The following is a 22,457-nucleotide window of genomic DNA, read 5'->3' on the forward strand; positions in this document are numbered from 1 at the left end:
TTTGAGTGTCTACTTGACGGGTAGCAGTTCAGTTGCCGTATTGTTACAGCCTTTATCGTATGGAGCGGATGAAGGGGATCGAACCCTCGTACCGAGCTTGGGAAGCTCGTATTCTACCACTGAATTACATCCGCAAGAAGTATGCGTTCAGTATATCAATAAACGGAATGTTTGTAAAGGCGGAAGGCCGCACAAAAGCAGGATCGCAATCCCGCTCCGGATATTTTTTACCTTTTCATATAGGCGATAAAAATACCGGAGAAACAGCGTCTCCCCGGTATCCTCATCATGCCGGCAGGCCGGGCGCCTGTCCCGTCTTTGTTATTGTATATCCCCTTTATAATCGGCAATATACCGTTCCATAGCGCCGCCCAGATCACCCAGGAAGAAACCGAAGTGATGCTTGCAAGCCCAGTTAACGGCAACACTGTCGGCCATTTCGGCGCTCGACGGCGTGGAGTGGATCGGCAGCTCATCCCATTGGCGGGTCTGCTTATTATAGATATAAGCTCTCCCCGTATTCGTATCAATACGATATTTTACTTTCTGCCCTTCACCCGTCAGAATATCCGATTCCATAATGGTTTCATATTTCTTTGCCGTAAAGGTCCAGACGCCGTCTTTATCTTTGTCCGTATCAAGGGAATCCATATCCAGATATGTTTCGTAGTCCGCATTGGCATATACAGGACGGTACTGCGAATTATAGACCAGGGCGCTGTTGAAATATGTCGTTCTGCGGGTTTCCTTGCCTTCTTTATAACCGAACCAGTCGGCATTTTTATCCCAGAACAGCTTATACCAATGATACCTGTCACTCAGATTATTAAAATGATATACGCCCAGATCGCCGTAGTGAACGGTAATGCCTTCATGAACGGCTTCACCGGCAACGGGAGAATAGTAATTTCGCGCGTCCGTATACGTCTGCCAGGATTTGCTCTTTTCGTCATAGCCCATAAGATACGCAAATTCGGAATCTTTCGACTGCACAATATAGAAATTTCTGCCGTCGTCTTCATTAACGATCTGATGTATTTCCATCGTATAGTACCGGCCCAGGGACGGCACTTCTTTCGTATAAATAACCTTGCTGTGCTGTTTTACGACAATCCGGGGCACGCCGTCCTCACGGGTATAAGAAATATGGAACTTATTCCCGTGATCCTTAAATGAATCGTCATAATTATTCCTTTCCGGGCCGAAAACGACGGAATGAACGGGGGCAAAGGTCGCAAAAGCCGGCACGGCCGCACACAGGGATAACAGAACGGCACTCGCCAAAGTGTGAACACCTTTTTTAAATCGCATAAAGACACTCTCCTTAAAAAATAAATTTGATATAACTATCATGTTGACACTGTTCTTTATAAATAACGTAACATTTAGAACGTACTGCGTCAATATTTTCAGTATATATTGTTATAATATTGATATATTTTATTCATCATCAATCAAGAGGCACACAAAAAAACTTCCCTCGTGAAAAGAGGGAAGTTTTACTGTTAGAACTTATATGTAGCCTGAATGCGCGTGTAATTACCGAGTTTGAAGTTTTCCGGTCCATACAGCGTATCACGCTTGTTTATCCCTTTCGCGTCAAAGGTATAGAACGCTTCGACGAGGAAGTTTTTCGCCGGTACATAGCCCGCGCCGACAGTAAAGCTGCGGATACCGTCCAGATATCGGTCGGGTACGCCTTCCGCACCGGTACCGCCGAAGAAGGAACCGTGCTGGAAGTATTTATAATCGGCAAATGCATTCCAGCTGCCCGGCACATCCGTATCGGATCGGCCGATATCAAAGCGCAGCGCCCAGAAATGCGGCGTACCGCCGTCCTGGTGGCCGAGAAGCGTAAAGTCCGCCGTACCGCGTTCATGCTCGTAAACAGTATGCCCGTTCAAATAACGGCCGAGGGTCCGTGCGGTTCTGCCCGTAATCAAAGGATACGGTCGCATTGTGACCGAACTGATATTTGGCCCCGACACCGATAACATTAGCCGGAACGCTGAACGAATGAACCTCATTTCCGTTGCGGTTTGCATTGATGAAAGATACATTTTCGTTCCCGACAGAACGCAAATACCATGCCTGAAGGCCGAGGCGGTTACCGATTTGCTTTTTACCTTGAATGAAAAAGGCTCTGCCGATATGGGGAACGATATCACGCTGCAGGATATTTCCTTCCGTCCTGATAAGATTACCGATCACCTTCCCTATGGATTCACGCGGAAGCTTATTTGCCGATTCGGATTCTCTCAATATCCGCTCTAAATTATACAGATACTCAAACTGAGATTTCGGCATTATCCATCCGTATTCCGGACCTCCCATATACCCGTCGACATAGTTTCCCTTGTAAATTGTTTCCGTAATATTTGTCGGCGCCGCCGTATAAGGCCATGTGCTTGACGTAGTCTTGAACGAATCAATGGATTTTAAAGTATAACCGGCATACCAAGATTCTCCCAACTGAGCTTTGATAATATATTCGGCAATCTTTTTATAGGCCGCTTCAATTTGCTCCTTGCGGCTACCGATATATCCCTTTCCGTCTGACAGGGACCCTGTATCCGAAAGCCTGAAGGCAAAGTTCTCATTTACCAGCTTTTTGAATTCGGCATCATCTTTCAGATCATTATTATACAAATAATCAATGTAATCCATGCCTGCATCCATATGGACTTCATTCCCATCCGGATCAACAGCCGTATAATACACCTTATTTTCCGCGGCAATTCTAAACGGGACGTATGTGTTACTTACCTGCTCGCCGTAAACAGCCTTGACAATTTGCTGTAATTCAGAAATCACCTGGTTTTCTTTCGCAAGCTTATCAGCCGGACTCAACGTCGGATCTTCAGCAATCTCCTTCAGTCTTTGATAAAAATAGATCGGTTTGCCTGTTCCCCTATAGGTATCGTTGTAGATTTGATTCGGGCTGCCCGTTTCCGGGGTGGTCACAGATCCGGAAGGCTGCGATGCCGGATTGGCATTGGTAGCATTCTCAATATCATAGGGGAACTCATCACGATTTATACCCATAAGCTCCGCTACTGTAGGCGGCCTGTAAATAACACCGTGAATTGTATGAGTGTATGCTGAATCATCAATACCGGTGCTGTGCTTGAAGTCACCGAAACCGATACGGATCTGTGAAGTTTTGCCTGTCCGGACGGCACGCGCCCCATCGTATTCTTTACCGAACCAGTAGCCGGTAACACCCATAGCTTCAGTCAGACGGCCGACGGAGAAGTCCCACTTATCGGCACGTCGTGTAAGATCGGCTTTTTCCAACCGCTGATGGTTCAAGCCCTTTGAAGTATGTTCACTTGAGCGAGTATCTACGCCGGAATTTCCGCTCGCACTGGCAAGAACGGTAAGATTTGTATTCTTGTCCAGGCGTGCATCTGCACCGACACGGATTCGCTGTTCAAAACCGTGCTCCGATTTGTCGCGCATATTTTTTGTTGCCGTATCCACATACGTATCGGCACGATACCGGGATTGCGGCCGGTTCGTACCGTTATGTGCCGTCCATCTTGCCCGGTAGTCGCCGATAAAGTCTATGCCCTCTTTCTTCTCCGTATCAAAAGGCCTGTTTAAAAATCCCTTCAGGATAACCGGGTCGATGGCCTCCCGTTCCGCTTTATCGGCAGGCAGGAAGTCACGTTCCCGCGTCGCTTCGTTGAGCCCGAACTTGAGGTTTACGCCGAAACGGTATACCCGTTCCTGCGTTGCGCGATCATCGTCACGATGGTTGAAAATATTATTGATACCGAAATACACAAGAGAATCTTTGGCTATCTTCTTCTGAATCATGAAATTCCAAATGCCGAAGGTCTTCCGTTCATATGCTTTTTTATTAAATACGGCGGCATTGCCTTCCAAGATATCGGGCCAATAATTGGAACCGTTTACAAGAGTATTACTGTCGAGCATATTGATATAATAGTCGCCCCAAAGGCTGCCGCTCCAACCACTCTTTTCATTTTCATAGTTGATACCGATATCCACTTTGTGAACCGGCTTATCCAGGAGCTGCCGCGGCATGCTGGGATCACTCTTATTAATCGCATGTAAATATGTATACCCGACTTTTGCCGACCAGTGCTTGCCGAACTTCTGCCGCACTTCCGCTTCAAGACCCGTAATTTCCGCTTTCCCTATATTTTTGAAACTGTAAATCATATCGGGAGCGCGTTGATATTTCTGTTCTCCGCTCAGATAAGGCGCAAAATCCATTAACCGTCCCGTGTAATATACGGACATATAATCTTTAATGCGGTTATGAAATACACCCAGACGGGCATAGGTATTCTTATTTTCCCCTTCAATGCTCATGTCAAAATTAAGGGATTTTTCCGGTTTTAAATTCGGGTTTCCGGCCCAATACCAGCCGAGCTTGGCGTACCCGATACCGACGGGATTGCTGGCATACATTTCCCAGTTATACCAGAGTTCTCCCATACCCGGTTCCGTATACCCCGTACCGATATTCGCTTTAAACCTTCTGTGCGTATTATGCTTTACATTATGCGTTACCCCGATATTTCCGGAGACATTCGAACCGAACAGGCTGCTGTGATCCAGTCGCAGTGTGGGGACGACAATCGTATCAGGGTTCACCTGCCACATATCGGAAATAAAGAAATTTTCCTTGTTTATAACGCCGCTGCCGACGGTAATCCGCTGATCCCGGTTACGATATTCCTCCAGGAAAGCTTTTCCGTTTAACTTCGGTGCCTGTTCCCGCAAATGGGCATCCGATGATTCACCGTTTTTAAAATAGTCTCCCACAATATTGGTACCGGGATACCCCGGATTTTCTGCCGTAAGCTTCTTATACATAGCGACATAACGCTGTACGATCGGCGAATCCGGCTCCACGATTTCATCATTCGGCATCTTGACTTTTCCCGTAGCCCAATCCGTTTCAATAACCCAGTTACCACTCCAATCCTGTTTCATCATTTGTTTTTTATCCAGCTGGTAATGGGTGTAATCGTCATACTTCAGCGGCACGACGGTCGCGGCATTTCCCTTTTCTTCGCCGTAATATTCGTAGTTAATATCCCATTGCGGCATACCGGACGGATCGGAACCATCAAATTTATAATCATGAATATGCGAGAAGACCTTCGTGCTGGTATCGCCGTCTTTACGGACCATTCTGTCCAGTTTATCCACTAACAGATTCTTATCGTAATCCCATGCATCTATATATTTAGTATGCGTATGGGGAGAACTTTTCAACCGGCTGCCCTCGCCCGTTTCATGAGAGTACCCCGCGCCGTATGAAAGCAGGTGCTTATCATTAATCTGTGTATTGGCAGCCACTTTAATATCATACTGGCGATGATCCACATCATCGATATAGCGCAGTTCATTCGAGCCTTCGTAAACGGACCGGCCCGTATAGTTGATCAGCGCCACATCGTCTTCTTTAATGCGCGTATAATTTCCTTCCACTATCCAGTCGTTTTTTTTTGTTTTCCGTTTCCAAGACAGATTCAATGTATTACGATCAGCTGTCCGCTTAAAATGCTGCTGCGGTTCCAGATCCGAATCGGAATGTTTAACATCACGCAGCAAATCTTCCGTATACCTGTTTACACGGAATTCCAGAGAATTGTCCTCATTGAATTCATATGTACCCAGTAATCCGATGTCGGCTGCCGTACCGTAATAGCGAAGCACGTTAGGCGCAAAATCACGATGGCCGTAATCAAACCCCATGCCGGATATACGACGTCTCTCACTGGCCAGAACAGGCATGATGTCCCGTTTGCTGCCAGAAAGGCTCAGGCGGAGTTTGCCGAGCTGGCCCGAATCGGCACGGAGAAAGACATTCTGGAACGGAGCTATATCGCCGTCGCCTTTCCGCCGGGATCCTTCCGCATTAATCTGAATGCTCGGTTTCTTTTTTGCTTTTTTCGTGATAACATTGATTACCCCGCCGATAGCATCAGAACCGTACTTGGCACTGGCAGCGCCCTGCACGATTTCAATGTGGTCGACATTTTCCGTACCGAGACGCATAACTTCATCGGCGGCGCCGGAATATTTATCAAAATCCCCCATAACCCGCTGTCCGTCGACAAGGATAAGCGTATGGCGCGGTTCGGCGCCGCGAATCGAAACGCCTACACGCCCCATGGCATCAACAGTCCGGGACACGCCCGTCTCATTAAAGATAACATCCTCCACGGATTTGGCCTGTTTCTTCTCGATTTCCTTACTCGTTATGATCGTCGTTTGCTGCGACTCCGTTTTTGCCGCTTCTTCAGCCGGTGTCGCCTGTACGCTGATATCGCGTGTCATAACCCGCCCCCCGTCGGCGTACACGGGCATAGTAAGCCAGGCAGCTACCGCCAGAGACAGCGCTATACAGCGCTGCAGCCTTGCGGGCTGTCCCCCCCCCCCGTTTTTTTTACCCATGAATCAAACCTCTTTTCTTTAAATAATATAGGGTACTAATCTTTTCTAATTGTACCAGCAACAATATTTACCGTTCTACTCCGTTCGGTCTGAAAATACTCCAAACGGACATTTATTTTAATTTCCCCCACTTCTTTAACCGATATTTTCCTCTTATCGACGGTTTGCCGAAGAGCAGATACGAAATCCGCTCTCTTTTCCGGTCATATTTTCTTGTATCCGTCTTTATCAAGAAAAAACTCTTTCTGCTGAGTTCGGACAGAAAGAGCTTTTACCGCCGCCATTACAAAGAAGGTGCAGCAAGTTATGTAATTATTGAGGCGGCATATACCGATTGGGGAAAATCGGTAATTACGTGTTAAGTTTATCAGAGAATTGTTTTCATTTCCACTCCATTCAGACGTTATATGCTCCAAATGGACATAATTTATGCTTTTCCTTTTATTTTTTCCATATCTCCGTCATATATTTGCTTTACAGGCAGGTCCTCTTTCAAAAAAGGCCCCCACATAAAGATAAGCTCCGCCGGGGTCAGCTCAATAAGGTGGAGGGTGACGGGCATCGTCCGCAGGGTATTGTCGGAAATCCCCTTAACCTTACGAACTTCTTCATAAACGGCATCATCCGGCTCATATACGCGGACAGTGCCGTTCGCCTGCAGGCCCGCCAGAGTCTGTACTCCGCCGCCATAGGGTTCGCATACGGAGTAAGACGCGCGGCGGTTTCTCCATAAATGGGCAAACTTACGGCCGCCTTCGCTGAAAAAGTAAAACCGGCCCTTATACCAAACGTATTCAATAGGCGTGGAACGAATGATATTATCATGTCCCGTCGCGAGGATACCCGTATCATGGCTGCGCAGAAATTCTCCCAAGACTTCAAGCAAACGCGCTTCGTTCCGGTTCTCGGGCCTGCCGTCTTTTGCCAATATGTTCTCCGCCGCGTTTACGGCATCATCCATCAGCGTCCTGCCGTCCAGATCCGCAGAAAATGCGGGCGTGCAACTTTCCCCGGCAGCCTGAAGAAAGATATCTTTCCTGTCCGGTTCCATATTGACAAAGAAAAAGCCGATCTCCTTGTCCGCAGAGGCAAAGGCCTGTACGATGTCCCGATACACCTCGTATACCGCCGCCGGTCCGGCGACACAGATAAGGCGGCCGTATTTCCGCGTATCCGCCGCCGTATGGACCGCTTTGCAGGCGCTCATGGAAAGAACCGCCGAAGCGACGACAGCCGCGCTTTTCGTTAATTCATCATGATACATAAAGAGAGTATTTCCCATCGTCACATTCCTCCTATACAAAAAGGATGTAACACTGCTGCTGTTACATCCTTTCCGAAATTATTCATCGCCGTTTTCCGTCAATTCAAAGATAACATTCGTCGATGTATTTACGGCATGCCCCGTCGGATTCGGATAGGAGCCGACCGCTCTTGCGGCGCTGGCAGCCGCCTCGCCGAACTGAGGATCCGACGCGCTGAAAACGGTAACGTCCGTAACCGTGCCGTCAGCCAAAATGGTGGCGCCGATGGTCGCCGTACCTTCAATACGTCTTCTCAACAGCATCGGCGGATACGATTTATTGGCTTCTACAGCCTGACGAAACCCTTCGGCGTCAAATTCACCGTGCGGCTCACCTGTGCCGCTGCCGTCGCCGGAACCGTCACCGTAACCGCTGCCGTTCCCTTCACCCGTACCGTGACCGCCGCCGTGGCCGCCGCCGCTGCCGCCGCCCGTGCCCGGACCGCTGCCGCTGACTCCGCCCATAGACGAGCTGGAGCTGCTGTCATGATCACCGGTCGGCGAAGAATCCTGGACAACCACACTGTCTTCCAGTGCATCCTGAACAGGAGTAACCAATGCCGACTGTGCCTGTACGACCTGATTGACGCGTTTAGCCATATCTTCGTTACTCAGCTTGTCGGGAAAAAGATTGCCTCCCCCGCCGCCGCCGGAATGGCCGCCTTCGTTATCCGGTTCCCAGTCCGATTGCAAGTCAATAACATAAAATTGCTCTTCTTCCCTGTCCTGAATTATCTTGGGTACAATAAAGAGAGCTACTACGAGAAGGAGCAGGCAATTGATGACAAGCGACAGGGCAAAGGATTTTGCTCTTGTATAGTCTCTCATATGCCTCTATCCCTTCTGTTCCGCCGCTACTGCCAGACGACGCACGCCTGCCGTTTTAAGCATATCCATAACGGCGACAACCTGACCGTGAGCCGTCCGTTTGTCCGCCTGCAGGATGACGGCGGCATTTGAATTTTCAGCCATCCGTCCCGTCATAATCTGGGATGCTTCATCAATGGTAACAGGTTTATTATCCATCGTAATGTGGCCTTCTTCATCGACCGTTATGATAATGGGCATCTGTACGGGCGTTTGCGCGTTTGCCGCCTGGGGAAGCTGTACAGCCAACGCTTTCTGCGCTACAGTCTGCAAACTGTTCATCATAAAGAAGACGAGAAGGAAGAAAATGATATCGATCATGGGAATGATCATAAATTGAGGAGTTTTCTTCATTCTGTATTTTTTAAACATCAGTCACGCCCCCAGCTCTTCTTTTTGCCGTTAACGACGGTAATGCAAAGGCGTTCTGTATCCCCGACAATCGTGTCCAGCTGATGGGAGAAGAAAATATACACGGCAAAAGCGATAATAGCCACACAAAGGCCTGTAGCCGTTGCCACAAGAGCTTCACCGACGCCGCCCGTAATAGCGGAAGCACCCATGCCGCCGTCAAGAACACTGAAAGTGGAAATCATACCCGTTACGGTACCGAGCAAACCGAGAAGAGGGGCAACCGTAACGATAGCGCTGAGGTAATCGAGATATCGGTTAAAGCCGGCCGCTTCAATAGCCATCTGCTCTTCCAACGCTCCCTTTACGGACTGTTCGTCGTTTTCTCCCAGGCCGGCGGCAATAATACGGGAAACGGCCGTTTTAGAATGATTGCATACTTCTGCAGCCATTTTCCAGTCACCGGATTTTACAGCGCCTTCAATATGTTCAAAAAACAATCTGGATTTTTTCCGGTTACGGTGATAATAGATAGCGCGCTCAATCCCGATGGCAATGGTGATAACCGACAAAATAAAGAGCGGGATCATTACGGGACCGCCGCTTTCCAATAACTGTATAGCTGCTAAAACTCTTTCCATTTCTTCGTACACTCCTTATCCGCATGCGCTGCAAACCGAAGGTCCTGCAGGCTCTGCCCTTAATTTTGATATTTAACATCAACAATCTCAACTTATAATATCAAATAGCCGCCGTTATTTCCACTCCAATCGGTCCGCAAATAATCCATTTGGACAGTATTTTTTTCGTGCCGCATGGGATATCCGCCGCATTTTCACTCTCCGGCATTACAGTATGAAGACGATTTTTACAATTCCCTCACATTTAACAACGGGAGCCGCCCGTTATACCGGCAGCTCCCGTTGTTCTCGAAAAGGAATGCGGGGATTATTTATACGGATAGACATATCCTTCAATTTTCCCGGCGGGACGTACCTCTTCCACGTCGATGAGAGGTCTGTTCATACCGTGATAGGTACTGCTTTTTATTTTCCCTTTCACGGCAACCCACGTATATTCGGGGTAATGCCGGGCGCCCTGTACATTGCAGCCGATACCGAACGGTGACATATCGTTGACACAGCAAATCATGAGATAACGGGACGGCGTAAAATCATTTCCCGTCAATTCGTCATCATGATAGGAAACGAACCCCTCTAAATAAATATCGTACCCTTCATAGTCTTTATTGTGTTTCGTAATCTCAAAGATGGTCCGATACCAGTTTTTTGTATTCAGAATAATCCGTTTTTCTTTTGTATTGATACCGTCACCCTCGCGGTTTTCAAAATCAATGCCGAAAGGCCGCTCTTCGCCGGTGGCATCAGTATCCGATGCCGCGGCTATAGCCGGTGCTTTGGGAACGATGCCGAAAAACGCGGGAAACGCAAACAACAAGGCGATTACAAATACGCCGGCAACAGGCGTATATATGCGGCGATACAGTGACCGCGCCCGAACGATATCGGTAAGGCCCCAGATAAAGAAAACAGCGGCAGACACGCCGATAAACGGCGCCAGAGGGGGGATAATGAAGGCGCCGTAGCGGCCCGTTACTACCAGGGCCGCCAGTACAAAGGACAGGAAAAGAAGCCCCAGTCCTTCAAAAACAGACAGTCTGCCGGAAAATGCAGGTTTCACAGCCATCCACCTCCCGCCGCCAAAACGTACATCGCCGCCGTAAAGGCGCACATACAAAAGGTTGTCCCCAAAAGCCGCCAAACAAAGGCTTTCGGAAAAAGCGCCCGCAGGAGAAGGAAATTCTTCAAATCCAGCATCGGGCCGAAAAGAAGGAACGACAGGATCCCTGCCGGCGGCACATGGGCCGCGAAGTTACGGGCAATCATGGCATCGGCAGTCGAGCAGACGGACAGAAAAAAGGCTATTACCATCATCAGAGGGATCATGACGATATTGGTCGGCCATATACCGAGATTCTGCATGAGTGAGCTGCCGTAAACCTGAAAAAAGGATGACAGGAGCGTTCCCGCAAGGACATACGGAATGATCCGCATAAATTCCCGCCGGCTGTGAACAACGGCTTGCATAAAACGATTCATTTCCGGCCGTATACTGTCTCCGGAACAGAAAGACAAGGGTATGCGCCCTGTCGTCATACCGTCCAGGCCAGTATACGCAAAAAATGTCAGCCCTATAAAAAGAACGGTGCCTATACCGCCGACGGTACGCCAAAGAAATATTTCCATGTTACCGCCGAAGGCAACGTAGGTCGATATAAGTACGACCGGATTGATAAGCGGCCCTGCCAACATAAATGTCAGGGCTGTCGATACGGGGACCTTTCTGGCAACAAGACTGCGGAACACGGGCACGGCGCCGCAGTCGCACAGCGGAAAGAAAAAAGCGGCCGACAACGCCGTTACGGTGCCGGTAAAATGATTTTTACGCAAAAAACGCTCCACAAAAGCGGGCGACAGGAACAGTTGGAGTATGGACGAAATAACCACGCCTATGACAAGAAACGGCAGAGCCTGTAAAAGTGTCGCCGTCCAGAAGGAAAAAGCCGTGCGCAAATCGGAAAAGGAAGGATCCGCATCGGTAAGAATAAATCCGAGAATGCCTGCGATGAGAAAAAATGCGACCGTTAAAAAAGAAGCGCTTATCTGAAGCGGTTTCTTTACCAGAATTTTCCCCGTCCTTTTACGGGCGCTTTCTTCCATGGTAGTGACGGGAATATCGGGGCGCACGGCCCGTATGAGATGCAGGGCCTTTTCATACTCGGCCCCCGAATCGGTACTGCACATAATAAAACGGTCGGCCTGCAAAAGCTGTCCGTAAACGGCATCCCCTGTCGCTCCCAGCTGCGTCAGGCAGAACCGGGGTGTAGCCGCAAAAAAAATCTCTTTAAGGTCAAACAGCCTTTCCATATTTCTGCGGGAAAAAATCTTCTCTGCCGTCTCAAGCGGAACCATACCGTTCCATTCCAGCCACACTTCACGGGGCCGCGTTTCTTTGACAAACCGTTCTATCCGGTATGCCGTTCCCTTGGTCTCATCCGCCGCAGGAGCGCGAAGATGCAGGACCGTCTCACACGCGGCGGCGGTCCTGCCTTTTTCCATTTGGATAACTGCCGTCCGTTCGGGCCTGTTTGGCAAAAGCGTATTAATAAACGTCGTCTTACCGTTTCCCAAAAAGCCCTCGACTATGTATAAAGGTATCCGGTCCATAAGCTATGTCCATGTATTGCGCACGGCAACCTCATCAAGAGCCGTACCGATAACGGTCAACGCGGCACGGTCCGACTGCGACGGCTCCGTTTCAATATGCCTGCCGCTGTATTGCAGCTCTATAAATCCGCCCGCAACGGGAAGGACGCCCTTGACACGGATAACCGCGCCGCCGGCTCCGGCCAGATATTCTTCCGATCGCTTGATCCACTCTTCGGCGGTACGTTCTTACCGGGTAAACGGTAAGCGTTTTAAAAACAGCGTCCGCAGCATGGTCATGATGATGCTCACCGTCGTGAGCGTGGCACTCGCAGTGTTCATGTTCATGCTGCCGCCCGCAACCGCAGTCGCTGCCTGCTGCAGTTCGGGGAGCGGCGCCCAAACAGGCCGGTAAATCAAGATCTTCCCATGCGTCCGTATGAACAGGCGCCGTTTTATTTTCAGCGCGGATCGCGGCGCAATCGTCATGCGCGTATCATCCTCATTTTCACCGGCATGACTGAGGAAAATATCCTGCCCGCAGCGAATCTGATCGATGAAAAACTCGCCGAAGTTTTCGGCATACATATAGCCGGCCTGCGCATCAACAACAGTAACAGCCCGCACCAGCCTGATGGCCCCTGTAAGCTCCTTATCCTGACAGACGGCAATAATATCGGACAATTTCGCCACACCCGACGGTTCGATAATAATACAATCCGTACTCGCTTCCTGCAAGACCTTATGCAGCGATTTCTTAAAATCGCCGGCAAGAGTGCAGCAAATACAACCGGACGCAAGTTCTTCAAAACGGATTCCCTGTTTTTTCAAAAGGGCCGAATCGAAGCTGACTTCACCGAAATCGTTTTCAATAACCATCACCTTGCCCGTATCTCGCATTTGTCCGAGCAAATGTTGTATAAACGTTGTTTTCCCGCTTCCCAGAAAACCGGAAACAATATAGACAGGAATCATCGTATGGCACCTCCACATGAGAACAGTTTACGTTCTTATTCTACCACTAATATGAGAAATGCCAAAACAAGACTGTCTGTGCATATTTGTTCATATTTTATTTGTTCGCCGAACGGTCTTGTAAATAGGATTTAACGACAGGATTCTGAAGCAGCAGGCGGTATAGACCTATACCGATAAGGCTTACGGAAATGAGCTCACCCGCACCTATGTAAACCATAGTCGGAAAAATAAGATCCGCCGGAATGAGGCCTAACCCGTACAATTCGAGGCCGATAATCACGCCGTTTACAACAACGGGAACAAAAGATGCGGCATAGAGATTATGTAACCCGGACATAATGCAGACGGCAAGCGCCGTGGCGGCCGTACCGACGAGAATATCGGCGATGCCCAGAGGGCTGCCGAAATTGGCGATACAGCACCCCAGTATCAGGCCGGGCAGGTAATTTTTGTTATTATATGCAAGTAAGGTCAGGCATTCGGAAATACGGACCTGGACAGGGCCGTAACTGAGCGGCGCCAGGCCGACGGTGAGCACGGCATATACGGCGGCGACGGCAGCGTTTAACAGGATACGGCGAGTGGGTGTCATGGGTGCTCCTTTCTTTACGACATTCTGATCCGTCCGTAATTGTACCACGCCCGGCGCGGTCTGTCACGGTGTTACTTGTACTGCCGGCGGCGGTAACAGTGTCGATTTTATCATGATAACGACTTCCGTTTCTTTTTTGGAACGGTAGTGACTCTGAAAAAGTTTTCCCAATAAAGGAATATCGCCGAGCAACGGTACTTTATGAAAGCTTTCGACCACTTCTTTGCCGACAAGACCGCCGATAACAATACGTTCACCGGCCTTAACACATACTTCCGTGTCGACCTGACGGGTCGCTATGCTATAGGCTTTCAGATCCCGTACGTATACGGGCATACTGACTTCACCGTGTATATCCGCCGTTACCGTACCGTCGGGGTGGATGTACGGCGTATACTGCAGGACAATGCCCGCCTCCCGGTATTCCGTGGTTGCCGTCTTCTCTCCGCCGGAAACATGTTCCGTAACAACGGGAATTTTATCGCCTATAAAAATGCGCGCTTCCTTACCGTTCCGAGTCACAATATGGGGACGTGCCAAAACGGCAGCTTTGCCGTCGGAAAGAAAAGCGCGGATCTGCGCTTCCGCATAAGGCAGATGTGTTCTGCCGACGCCTCCTTCCACACCCGACCAGGACCAGTCTATACCCAATTCTTTTACGGCGTCTTTGGAAAGTGACAGGATCTCCGCTTCCACATCGACCTGCTGTCCCGGTATATCGACGGCGTCGATTATTTTCTTCGCTTCGGCAAGGTCACGCCTTGTCCCGCCAAAAATAAGCGTATTGCCGTCCGCATACGCTTCGGCTTGGCCTGACGAAAGTTGGGAGGTCAAAATCCCCGCGACCTCTTTCGCCTTGGCATAGTGTAGATTGCGCGTGCAGGTCGATTTGGCCGCACCGTTTTTGCCGGCGCCGCTGATGAGGCGAATACCGTCCTGTTCTTCAACGAGAAGGTTTCCCGCCGCGACCAGCGCGTTCAAAGCGTCTTCCGCCGTGACGTCGTGCAGCCGGATCGTCACATTGCCGCTTACCGAATCATCAATGACGAGATTTAAATCATTTCCCCGCGCCAGTCCCTCCAACACGGTTCGCACAGGCACTTCATGCACATCAATCCGTAACGTCCCGGCCCCACAGATACCGGCAGGAAGAAAGAGAACCCCTATCAGGATCGGGAGCATCACTTTTTTCAACTGTACCGCCTCCTATCCCCGTATTTCCCAAACGCTGCCGTCCCGCTCCAAAATGACGGAAAGCGGCGATATGTACGAAATATAAAAGCCGCCGAAATACTCACCTTCCGCACACGCTTTAACGGTATCACCGAGCGAAAGAATAATAAGGGTTGCGCCGCTGTTGTCCATACGTCCCGAAACAACGGGCAATCGCACCGCCGGCGACAGCTGACCGGACACGGGATCATCGGCATTTCCCTGCCGCGTTACAGGAGCACTTGTTTTTTCAGCGGCCGGCACAGGCGGCGGTACAAACAACTCGGGCAAGGGATTGCGGCGCCGTGCCGCAGCCGTGCTGAAAATCAGCGTTCCTTCTTTATTTTTACTGTCCTGATGCTGTGCCGTCGCGGAAAAAGAGGGAGAAGATCCGTCATCCGCATGAATCTTCTCCCTCATATCCGCTTTTTCCTCTGCCGGGCCGCCGTCCCAGAAAAAACCGATACCTCCCAGGACGGCCAGAATTGCGCCGTAAGGAAGAAGTTTTCTTCCGCAGTGAACCGACAGATTCCGTACAAATTGCACAACATATTCTTTCAGCCGTATTTTCATAATTCCCTGAAATCACCTCTTCCCGAGATTTTTGAGAGTTTTCTTCAGATGTCGTTTGTAGATTTCCACGCCCGGCTGATCAAAGGCGTCGACATTGGCCAATTCGCCTTCATAGGCGACGGAAAGGCAAAGCATATACATAAGTTCGCCTAAATGAAAGGCATTCAGTTCGGGTAATTCAAAAACCGCGCTGGGACGGTTATCCTCCGCCAGGGCCGTTCCGTTAGCCGCACAGGCCGCCGCCATGATATCACTCAGGCGCAGGCCGCAGAACGGTGCCAAGCCCGTTTCCGCAGCGTATGTTGACGGCACGGCCAGGTCGTCGGGCCAGTGTTTCAAAACGACGAATTGTACCACCTTATCCTGCGGCCCGTCCTGATGTTCCTGCGTCTGCGCATGCATATCCGTCGTTCCGACCGCCGGAATCGGGGTGCGCCCGTAATTCACTTGCCTGCCGTCCCGGTCAAAACGCTTGCCGAGCGACTCCGCAAGAAGCTGGACGTACCATTCCGACAACGCTTTCAAACATTCGGCATAGGGCATGAATACTTCCGTCACACGGCCATGGTTCTTAGCGGCGAGGAACTTTAGAACGGCATTCATGAGAGCCGGGTTCTGCATAATATCATCACTCCGGCAGGCATCATCCATAGCCCGGGCGCCGGCCAGGAAATCACGGACGGGGAAGCCGATAAAAGCGCCTAACAGGAGCGCCGCCTCCGAAAAAACGCTGAACCGGCCGCCAATGCCGTCGGGAATAAAGAAGACGGGCCAGCCCGCTTCACGGGCCAACCGGTGCAGAAGCGTTTCCCCTTCGCCTGCGGCGGGAGCGGTAACGGCAACCGTCTCGTTCGCAATGCCTGCGGCATGCAGCTTCTCCGCCATGACCATATACCCCGTCATAGGCTCTATAGTCGTTCCCGACTTGGAAATAATCACATTCATCACCGTATAACCGGGGTTGTGTGCGCTCTTTGCCTTAAAAAGGCGCAGTAAATCAGCCAGGGAACGGGGATCCGCATTATTGCCGGCAAAGAATATCTGCGGCCGTCCCTGCCGTTCTTTATGCGGCAACAGATTCCATACGGCGCCGCAGTGAACATCAAAGAGCACCTTACCGCCAAGGTAAGAACCGCCGACACCGTAAAAAACAACGGCATCGACACGGCGGCACGCGACGTCGGCAAACGACTCGATATAAGTCAACCGGTCAGGCGTATTGATGCCCGCATCATCAATATGCGGGAGGCGAAAAAAACGCACTTTTTCAGGTACGCCGTCCTTGGACAGATGGCCGTCCGCAACGCCGGTAAGCCGCATTTTTTCTATGGTTTTATGGCTCTTGCGCCATGTCGGCGCAAAGGCCTCCACTTCGGCGGGAGTCACACAGTTGTCTCCGTATAAATCGGTAATATCATAAGTAAATCCTGTCGGCAGGGAAATTCGTGTCATACCGGTATTGCTCCTCTCGTCGTGCAGAGTTTTTTCACATACTGCAGATTCATTATTATTGTAAGCCAAAGCCCCGTATCTTGACAACAGAGCCGCCAAAAAAGGCGGCTCCCGCTTCGGCCCGTGCGACGGAAAATCCGCATAGAACCGCAGGAAAGAGATGTCTTACGGAAGAAATTCCTTCTTTTTTTCTCAGTAAACTTTAATACAGTTTATTTATACTTTTTCTCGTCCTGACGGTATTTCTCATACAAAAAAACACTCCCTGCAGCCGTTTCGCGGCGGGGAGTGTTTTAACAAAAACTATTTCAATTCTACAGATGCGCCTGCTTCTTCCAGTTTAGCTTTCATTTCTTCAGCCGCTGCTTTAGCGACGCCTTCTTTTACGGTTGCGGGAGCACCGTCAACCATAGCTTTCGCTTCTTTCAAGCCGAGGCCCGTAAGTTCGCGGACGACTTTGATAACGTTGATTTTCTTTTCACCGGCACCGGCCAGGACAACGTCAAATTCGGATTTTTCTTCGCCTGCTGCCGCACCGCCCGCTGCAGGAGCTGCCGCTACGGCTACGGGAGCCGCTGCGGATACGCCGAATTTTTCTTCCATATCTTTAACGAGTTCGGAAAGTTCCAATACCGTCATGCCTTCAATGGCCTGTAAAATTTCTTCTTTAGTCATGTTAAATTCCCTCCGTAATAGTAGAATAACGATTATTTACAAAATTCAGATTAAGCGCTTTCCTGTTCGGCTTTTTTGGCGCAAACCGCTTCAAGAGCATACACGACGTTGCGTATATTGCCTTGAAGCACGTTGACCAGACCGGACATCGGCGCCTGCATACTGCCGAGCAATTTGGCAATAAGCTCTTCGCGGCTCGGCAAATCGGCCAACGCATTGACCGCCGAAGCATCGATAACCTGTCCGTCAACAAGGCCGGCTTTAACTGTCAGCGCTTCCGTTTTTGTTTCTTTAACGAACGCTTTGAGGATCTTAGCCGGAGCTACAGCGTCTTCCGCAGAGTATGCAAGGGCTGTCGGCCCTTCCAAGTGAGAATTCAGGCTTTCATACCCGAGTTCAGCGGCAGCGATGCGGGTCAACGTATTTTTGATGACCTTGTATTCGACACCGCCTTCACGGAATTTACGACGAAGCTTCGTTGCGTCGGCGACCGTCAGGCCTGTAAAGCCGACGAGAACGGCGCCCTTCGCAGATTCCAGCTTTTCTTTCATTTCCGTAACTACGGCGGCTTTTGCCGGAGATACGCCGTGTTTAGGCATAGACATTTCGATACACCTCCTTAATGTTGGATTTATATCGTCTTAGCAATAAAAATCGGCCTCAGATGCGGGGCAACGGAGGCCGAACCAGTATCTATGGATATATCTACCAGTTTCATAGCCTCAGATGGCGGACCTCAGTCCATTATACATACCTTCAGTCTACAGCTAAGAGAGATATTATTTTTCTTCAGCTTTTACAGCACCTTTGATGCTGAATTGGTTAATATGAATCCCCGGGCTCATAGTGGAGCTGACCGTAATCGATTTGATATACTGTCCCTTGGCGCCGGACGGCTTCACTTTAATCAAAGTATCGACGAGTGTAGTCAGATTTTCAAGAAGCTTATTCGCGTCGAACGACTTCTTGCCGATAGGAGAATGAATATTGCCGGCCTTATCCGTACGATATTCAACCTTACCCGCCTTACTTTCGCTTACGGCTCTGGCAACGTCCATCGTTACAGTGCCGACTTTCGGGTTAGGCATCAGCCCTTTGGGGCCGAGGACTTTACCCAGACGGCCTACTTTACCCATCATATCGGGCGTAGCGACAGCCACATCAAAATCAAGCCAGCCGCCTTTAATTTTTTCTACCAGGTCGTCGCCGCCGACAAAATCGGCGCCGGCGTCTTGCGCTTCTTTTTCTTTTTCACCCTGCGCGAATACGAGCACGCGTTTTGTCTTGCCGATACCGTGAGGCAGCACCAAGGCGCCGCGCACCTGCTGATCGGCATATTTCGGGTCAACATTGAGATTAACGGCCAATTCAACCGTTTCGTCGAATTTGGCGGTATCCATCTTCTTCAAGATGTCGATTGCTTCCGCTGCATCATACAACTTCTGAGAATCAAAGGATTTTGCAGCTTCGGCATATTTCTTACCTGCTTTTGCCATCTAAACTTTCCTCCTTTTGTGGTCATACGGGGAAACTCCCCTTCCACGGGATAACAGCGTCTTAGTCGACGATGTCGATACCCATGCTGCGAGCTGTGCCTTCCACCATCTTCATGGCCGCTTCAACGTCATTGGCATTGAGGTCGGGCATTTTGGTTTCAGCGATTTCGCGAATCTTATCGCGACCGAGCTTAGCAACTTTCTTCTTATTCGGCTCGCCCGAAGCTTTGTCCAGGCCTGCCGCTTTTTTCAACAATACTGCCGCCGGCGGCGTCTTGGTAATGAATGTGAAGGATCTGTCGTCGTAAACGGTGATCTCAACGGGGATAATATATCCCGCCTGTTTCGCCGTACGTTCGTTAAATTCCTTGACAAAGGCCATAATGTTGACGCCGGCCTGACCTAATGCAGGGCCAATCGGCGGCGCCGGAGTCGCCTTACCCGCTTCACACTGAAGCTTTACCATTTTTGCTACTTTTTTTGCCACGGTGATTTCCACCTCCTTACATTACGAGATGTGGTTCTGCGGATCGGGGATCCTCCCACTCGCGGCGGATGCCGCATTTAGAAGTATTTATTCCAGACTTTTCTCTATTTGAGAATAGTCGACTTCTACTGAAGTTTCACGGCCGAACATATCAATGAGGCCTTTGAGCGTGCCTTTTTCCCGGTTCACTTCCGTAATGGTCGCATAGAAATTTTCAAACGGTCCGGAAACAATGCGGACCTGCTCGCCGATTTCCACGGTAATTTCGGGACGGGCTTCTTTTTCTATGCCTTGAGACGAAAGGATGCGCCACACTTCCTGCGGTTCCAGGGGAACGGGCTTCGTAGCCGAGCCGACAAAACCGGTTACACCCGGTGTATTGCGGACAACATACCACGAGCGATCGTTGACTTCCATTTCCACAAAGACATAGCCCGGAAAAACTTTACGCCTGACCGTGCGTTTTTGGCCGTCTTTTATGTCAATTTCATCTTCTTCGGGAACGAGGATGCGTTCAATTACGTTTTCCAGGCCCATCGATCTGACCTTACGTTCCAAATTGTCCCTGACTTTCTTTTCATACCCCGAATACGTATGAATGACATACCAATTTTTTCCAGATTCCACGCCTTCCGCCTCCTAACCGATCAGTGCGCGAAGCACTTGGAATAACCGGGCAAATACGGCGTCCGATACGGCAATGATAGCCATGACGATCAAGGTCGCCACGATTACCATAACGGTGTAGTTGATCAACTCTTTCCGTGTCGGCCAGATGACCTTCCTCATTTCCGTTTTGACGCCCTGCAGAGGAATCTGCCTGACTCTTTTTTCTTCTTATTCTTTTGTGCCGCTTTTTGTGCTGCTGAAAGTGACATATATCCTCTCACATTTCAAAAATAATTTTTAAGATTCAGGAATTATTTCGTTTCTTTGTGTAACGTTTCTTTTTTACAGAACGGGCAGTATTTCTTCAATTCCAACCGATCGGGATTATTTTTCTTATTCTTATTCGTTCTATAATTACGGTTCTTACATTCCGTGCATGCCATTGTAATAGCTGTACGCAATTCCTAACACCTCACTTCTACCAGATAGTCAAACCCCTGCTTTTTGCGCAAGACTGCTTATATAATCTACCACAAAGAGCGGTCTGACGTCAAGAAAAGGCGGCAACTTAAAAAAAGCTAGGCGACTGCACGCCTAACTTTTTTTACTTTACACTAAAAGAGCCGTACTGTCAAACCGGAGCTCCGTCCGCCGTTTGACAATCAATCGTCCTCCATGCGACATAATCGCGGCTCACGCCGAAAGAGTTCCTTTTCATATCTATACGGAAGTATAACGAAATAACCCTTATCAACAACAATGTACGGCTTATTCTAAATTGACAAATTTTTATTATACGTTTATCATATAATACATCACAAAAATACATTTGTATTTTTATAATAGACAGTTCAAAGGAGTTGTTTTATTATGAGTTTCCGTTCCGGCCTGCTGACACGCCTTCTCTTAGGCATCATCGGCGGTATCATTTTAGGTTCTCTGGGTTCATGGCTCGGCTTTCACGACGCCGTGGCATACGAAGGAATGATTCGTCTTTTCTCGACGTTCACCTCATTATTCAGCACTTTTCTTACCTTCATCATTCCTTTGCTTATCGTTTCCTTCGTAGCCGTCGGCATGGCCGATCTGGGCAAACAGGCAAACAAACTCTTCGGCCTGACGATTTTCCTCGCCTATGCATCGACGATTTTAGCCGGCTATATTGCCTACTTTTTCGGTATTTCCGTATTACCGGGCTTTATCCATGCCTTTTCCGGCTCCATTGCGGACGTCAATCCTTATGATCCGTTCATTACCATTAAGGTAACGCCCGTCTTTGACGTCATGACCGCTCTTATGCTTGCCTTCATTCTCGGTATCGGCATGGCTAATTTAAAGGTCGGCACCGCCGGTAAGTTGCTTGAAGTGTTGCGCGAAGTGCGCAATATTATTATAAAGACCTTGACGAAGATTATTATCCCCTTAATTCCCTTTTATGTCGGCTGCCTCTTCTGCAAGCTGGCGGCTCAGGGAAAAATCGTGGCAACGGCAAAAATCTTCATCGGCCTTTATATTTGTATCCTTTTGCTCCAAGTGCTGTATTTAGCCGTCCAATTCGGTATTTCCAGCCTTATTTGCAGACGCAACAACTACAAATATATTCCCCGCATCCTGCCGGGGTACTTCACGGCCGTAGGTACACAGTCTTCCGCATCGACCATTCCGGTCAACTTAAAATGCGCGCGCAACTGCAATATTTCCGAAGACGTTGCCAACTTCTGCATCCCCTTGTGCGCAACAATTCACCTTGCCGGCGATACAATTTGTCTCGTTCTCGGTACGATGGGGATTATGATGGCTATGGGCATGGATGTCAATATTATCCTCTTTACACCGTATATCTTTATGCTCGGCGTAACCATGGTCGCGGCTCCCGGCGTTCCCGGCGGCGGCGTTATGGCGGCTCTCGGCATTATTACTTCCATGCTCGGCTTCACGGAACCGATGCAACAGCTCATTATTTCTCTCCACTTCTCGCAAGATTCCTTCGGTACGGCTACTAACGTAGCCGGCGACCAGGCGCTCTCCATGATCGTCGACAAAGTCAGCGGTCACGAAGACACCAGTCCGATCGGTGCGGAATTGGAATAATTTCCCGCCCTTACAGACAAAAGACCTCAACGGCAAATGCCGCCGAGGTCTTTTTTAAGTAGAACCCATGTTTTACAGGAGCAAAGCGACGCAGGGCGTAACC

At 49.5% G+C, this 22,457-nt stretch carries 23 protein-coding genes and 1 tRNA gene; 1 reads left to right on the top strand and 23 read right to left on the bottom strand.

Features of this window, described 5'->3' with window-relative positions; all coding sequences use genetic code 11:
* Window positions 1-60: 60 nt before the first annotated feature.
* From HMPREF0080_RS02145 to rpmG, 23 genes are all read right to left on the bottom strand, one after another.
* Window positions 61-134 (bottom strand) — tRNA-Gly (locus HMPREF0080_RS02145).
* 187 nt (window positions 135-321) lie between these two features.
* Complete coding sequence (locus tag HMPREF0080_RS02150) at window positions 322-1,311, bottom strand: hypothetical protein (protein ID WP_040346915.1); 990 nt, start codon at window positions 1,309-1,311, stop codon at window positions 322-324.
* A gap of 194 nt (window positions 1,312-1,505) precedes the next feature.
* Window positions 1,506-1,943, bottom strand: a complete 438-nt coding sequence (locus tag HMPREF0080_RS11615) for a hypothetical protein (RefSeq protein ID WP_156795278.1) — start codon at window positions 1,941-1,943, stop codon at window positions 1,506-1,508.
* Window positions 1,876-6,441 carry a TonB-dependent receptor plug domain-containing protein gene (locus tag HMPREF0080_RS02155; RefSeq protein ID WP_006789510.1) on the bottom strand — a complete coding sequence of 1,522 codons (4,566 nt, stop codon included), beginning with the start codon at window positions 6,439-6,441 and terminating at the stop codon, window positions 1,876-1,878. Before HMPREF0080_RS02155 ends, HMPREF0080_RS11615 begins: the two co-directional genes overlap by 68 nt.
* A 427-nt stretch (window positions 6,442-6,868) precedes the next feature.
* The gene (locus HMPREF0080_RS09025) at window positions 6,869-7,723 is read right to left on the bottom strand and encodes a pyridoxamine 5'-phosphate oxidase family protein (protein ID WP_006789512.1); all 855 of its coding nucleotides are present in this window, start codon (window positions 7,721-7,723) and stop codon (window positions 6,869-6,871) included.
* A gap of 60 nt (window positions 7,724-7,783) precedes the next feature.
* A complete protein-coding gene (locus HMPREF0080_RS02165) occupies window positions 7,784-8,572 on the bottom strand; it encodes a TonB family protein (RefSeq protein WP_006789513.1) in 789 nt (262 codons plus the stop codon).
* A 6-nt stretch (window positions 8,573-8,578) separates the two neighbouring features.
* On the bottom strand, window positions 8,579-8,983 hold the full coding sequence (locus HMPREF0080_RS02170; RefSeq protein WP_006789514.1) for an ExbD/TolR family protein: 405 nt from the start codon (window positions 8,981-8,983) through the stop codon (window positions 8,579-8,581).
* Window positions 8,983-9,603, bottom strand: a complete 621-nt coding sequence (locus tag HMPREF0080_RS02175) for a MotA/TolQ/ExbB proton channel family protein (protein WP_006789515.1) — start codon at window positions 9,601-9,603, stop codon at window positions 8,983-8,985. Before HMPREF0080_RS02175 ends, HMPREF0080_RS02170 begins: the two co-directional genes overlap by 1 nt.
* A gap of 307 nt (window positions 9,604-9,910) precedes the next feature.
* Entirely contained in the window at window positions 9,911-10,663 is a 753-nt protein-coding gene (locus HMPREF0080_RS02180; RefSeq protein WP_172633467.1) for a TIGR03943 family putative permease subunit, read from the bottom strand.
* Window positions 10,660-12,210 carry a permease gene (locus tag HMPREF0080_RS02185; RefSeq protein ID WP_006789517.1) on the bottom strand — a complete coding sequence of 517 codons (1,551 nt, stop codon included), beginning with the start codon at window positions 12,208-12,210 and terminating at the stop codon, window positions 10,660-10,662. Before HMPREF0080_RS02185 ends, HMPREF0080_RS02180 begins: the two co-directional genes overlap by 4 nt.
* 3 nt (window positions 12,211-12,213) lie before the next feature.
* Window positions 12,214-12,417, bottom strand: a complete 204-nt coding sequence (locus tag HMPREF0080_RS11620) for a GTP-binding protein (protein WP_083817903.1) — start codon at window positions 12,415-12,417, stop codon at window positions 12,214-12,216.
* 21 nt (window positions 12,418-12,438) lie between these two features.
* Complete coding sequence (locus HMPREF0080_RS02190; RefSeq protein WP_006789519.1) at window positions 12,439-13,164, bottom strand: GTP-binding protein; 726 nt, start codon at window positions 13,162-13,164, stop codon at window positions 12,439-12,441.
* Between the two features lie 97 nt (window positions 13,165-13,261).
* Window positions 13,262-13,759: a QueT transporter family protein gene (locus HMPREF0080_RS02195; protein WP_040346917.1), complete on the bottom strand. Its 498-nt coding sequence runs from the start codon at window positions 13,757-13,759 to the stop codon at window positions 13,262-13,264.
* Window positions 13,760-13,822: 63 nt separating this feature from the next.
* On the bottom strand, window positions 13,823-14,944 hold the full coding sequence (locus HMPREF0080_RS02200) for a type II secretion system protein GspD (protein ID WP_245527196.1): 1,122 nt from the start codon (window positions 14,942-14,944) through the stop codon (window positions 13,823-13,825).
* 21 nt (window positions 14,945-14,965) lie between these two features.
* Complete coding sequence (locus HMPREF0080_RS02205; RefSeq protein ID WP_006789522.1) at window positions 14,966-15,544, bottom strand: hypothetical protein; 579 nt, start codon at window positions 15,542-15,544, stop codon at window positions 14,966-14,968.
* A 12-nt stretch (window positions 15,545-15,556) separates the two neighbouring features.
* The gene (locus HMPREF0080_RS02210) at window positions 15,557-16,996 is read right to left on the bottom strand and encodes a glucose-6-phosphate isomerase (protein ID WP_006789524.1); all 1,440 of its coding nucleotides are present in this window, start codon (window positions 16,994-16,996) and stop codon (window positions 15,557-15,559) included.
* A 303-nt stretch (window positions 16,997-17,299) separates the two neighbouring features.
* Window positions 17,300-17,671: a 50S ribosomal protein L7/L12 gene (gene rplL / locus HMPREF0080_RS02215; protein WP_006789525.1), complete on the bottom strand. Its 372-nt coding sequence runs from the start codon at window positions 17,669-17,671 to the stop codon at window positions 17,300-17,302.
* A 50-nt stretch (window positions 17,672-17,721) separates the two neighbouring features.
* Complete coding sequence (gene rplJ, locus HMPREF0080_RS02220) at window positions 17,722-18,270, bottom strand: 50S ribosomal protein L10 (RefSeq protein ID WP_006789526.1); 549 nt, start codon at window positions 18,268-18,270, stop codon at window positions 17,722-17,724.
* Between the two features lie 180 nt (window positions 18,271-18,450).
* On the bottom strand, window positions 18,451-19,167 hold the full coding sequence (gene rplA, locus HMPREF0080_RS02225) for a 50S ribosomal protein L1 (RefSeq protein WP_006789527.1): 717 nt from the start codon (window positions 19,165-19,167) through the stop codon (window positions 18,451-18,453).
* A 61-nt stretch (window positions 19,168-19,228) separates the two neighbouring features.
* On the bottom strand, window positions 19,229-19,654 hold the full coding sequence (rplK, locus tag HMPREF0080_RS02230; RefSeq protein ID WP_040346922.1) for a 50S ribosomal protein L11: 426 nt from the start codon (window positions 19,652-19,654) through the stop codon (window positions 19,229-19,231).
* Window positions 19,655-19,741: 87 nt separating this feature from the next.
* The gene (nusG, locus tag HMPREF0080_RS02235; RefSeq protein WP_006789529.1) at window positions 19,742-20,281 is read right to left on the bottom strand and encodes a transcription termination/antitermination protein NusG; all 540 of its coding nucleotides are present in this window, start codon (window positions 20,279-20,281) and stop codon (window positions 19,742-19,744) included.
* Window positions 20,282-20,293: 12 nt separating this feature from the next.
* Window positions 20,294-20,443: a preprotein translocase subunit SecE gene (gene secE, locus HMPREF0080_RS10470; protein WP_006789531.1), complete on the bottom strand. Its 150-nt coding sequence runs from the start codon at window positions 20,441-20,443 to the stop codon at window positions 20,294-20,296.
* Between the two features lie 131 nt (window positions 20,444-20,574).
* Window positions 20,575-20,724, bottom strand: coding sequence for a 50S ribosomal protein L33 (rpmG, locus tag HMPREF0080_RS02245; RefSeq protein ID WP_006941118.1), 150 nt, complete (start codon window positions 20,722-20,724; stop codon window positions 20,575-20,577).
* 409 nt (window positions 20,725-21,133) lie between these two features.
* Between rpmG and HMPREF0080_RS02250 the strand changes: the two genes are divergently transcribed.
* A complete protein-coding gene (locus tag HMPREF0080_RS02250; protein ID WP_006789534.1) occupies window positions 21,134-22,354 on the top strand; it encodes a cation:dicarboxylate symporter family transporter in 1,221 nt (406 codons plus the stop codon).
* Window positions 22,355-22,457: the final 103 nt, after the last annotated feature.

It is taken from the genome of Megasphaera geminata F0357 (assembly GCF_000239275.1).
Taxonomy (GTDB): domain Bacteria; phylum Bacillota; class Negativicutes; order Veillonellales; family Megasphaeraceae; genus Megasphaera; species Megasphaera geminata.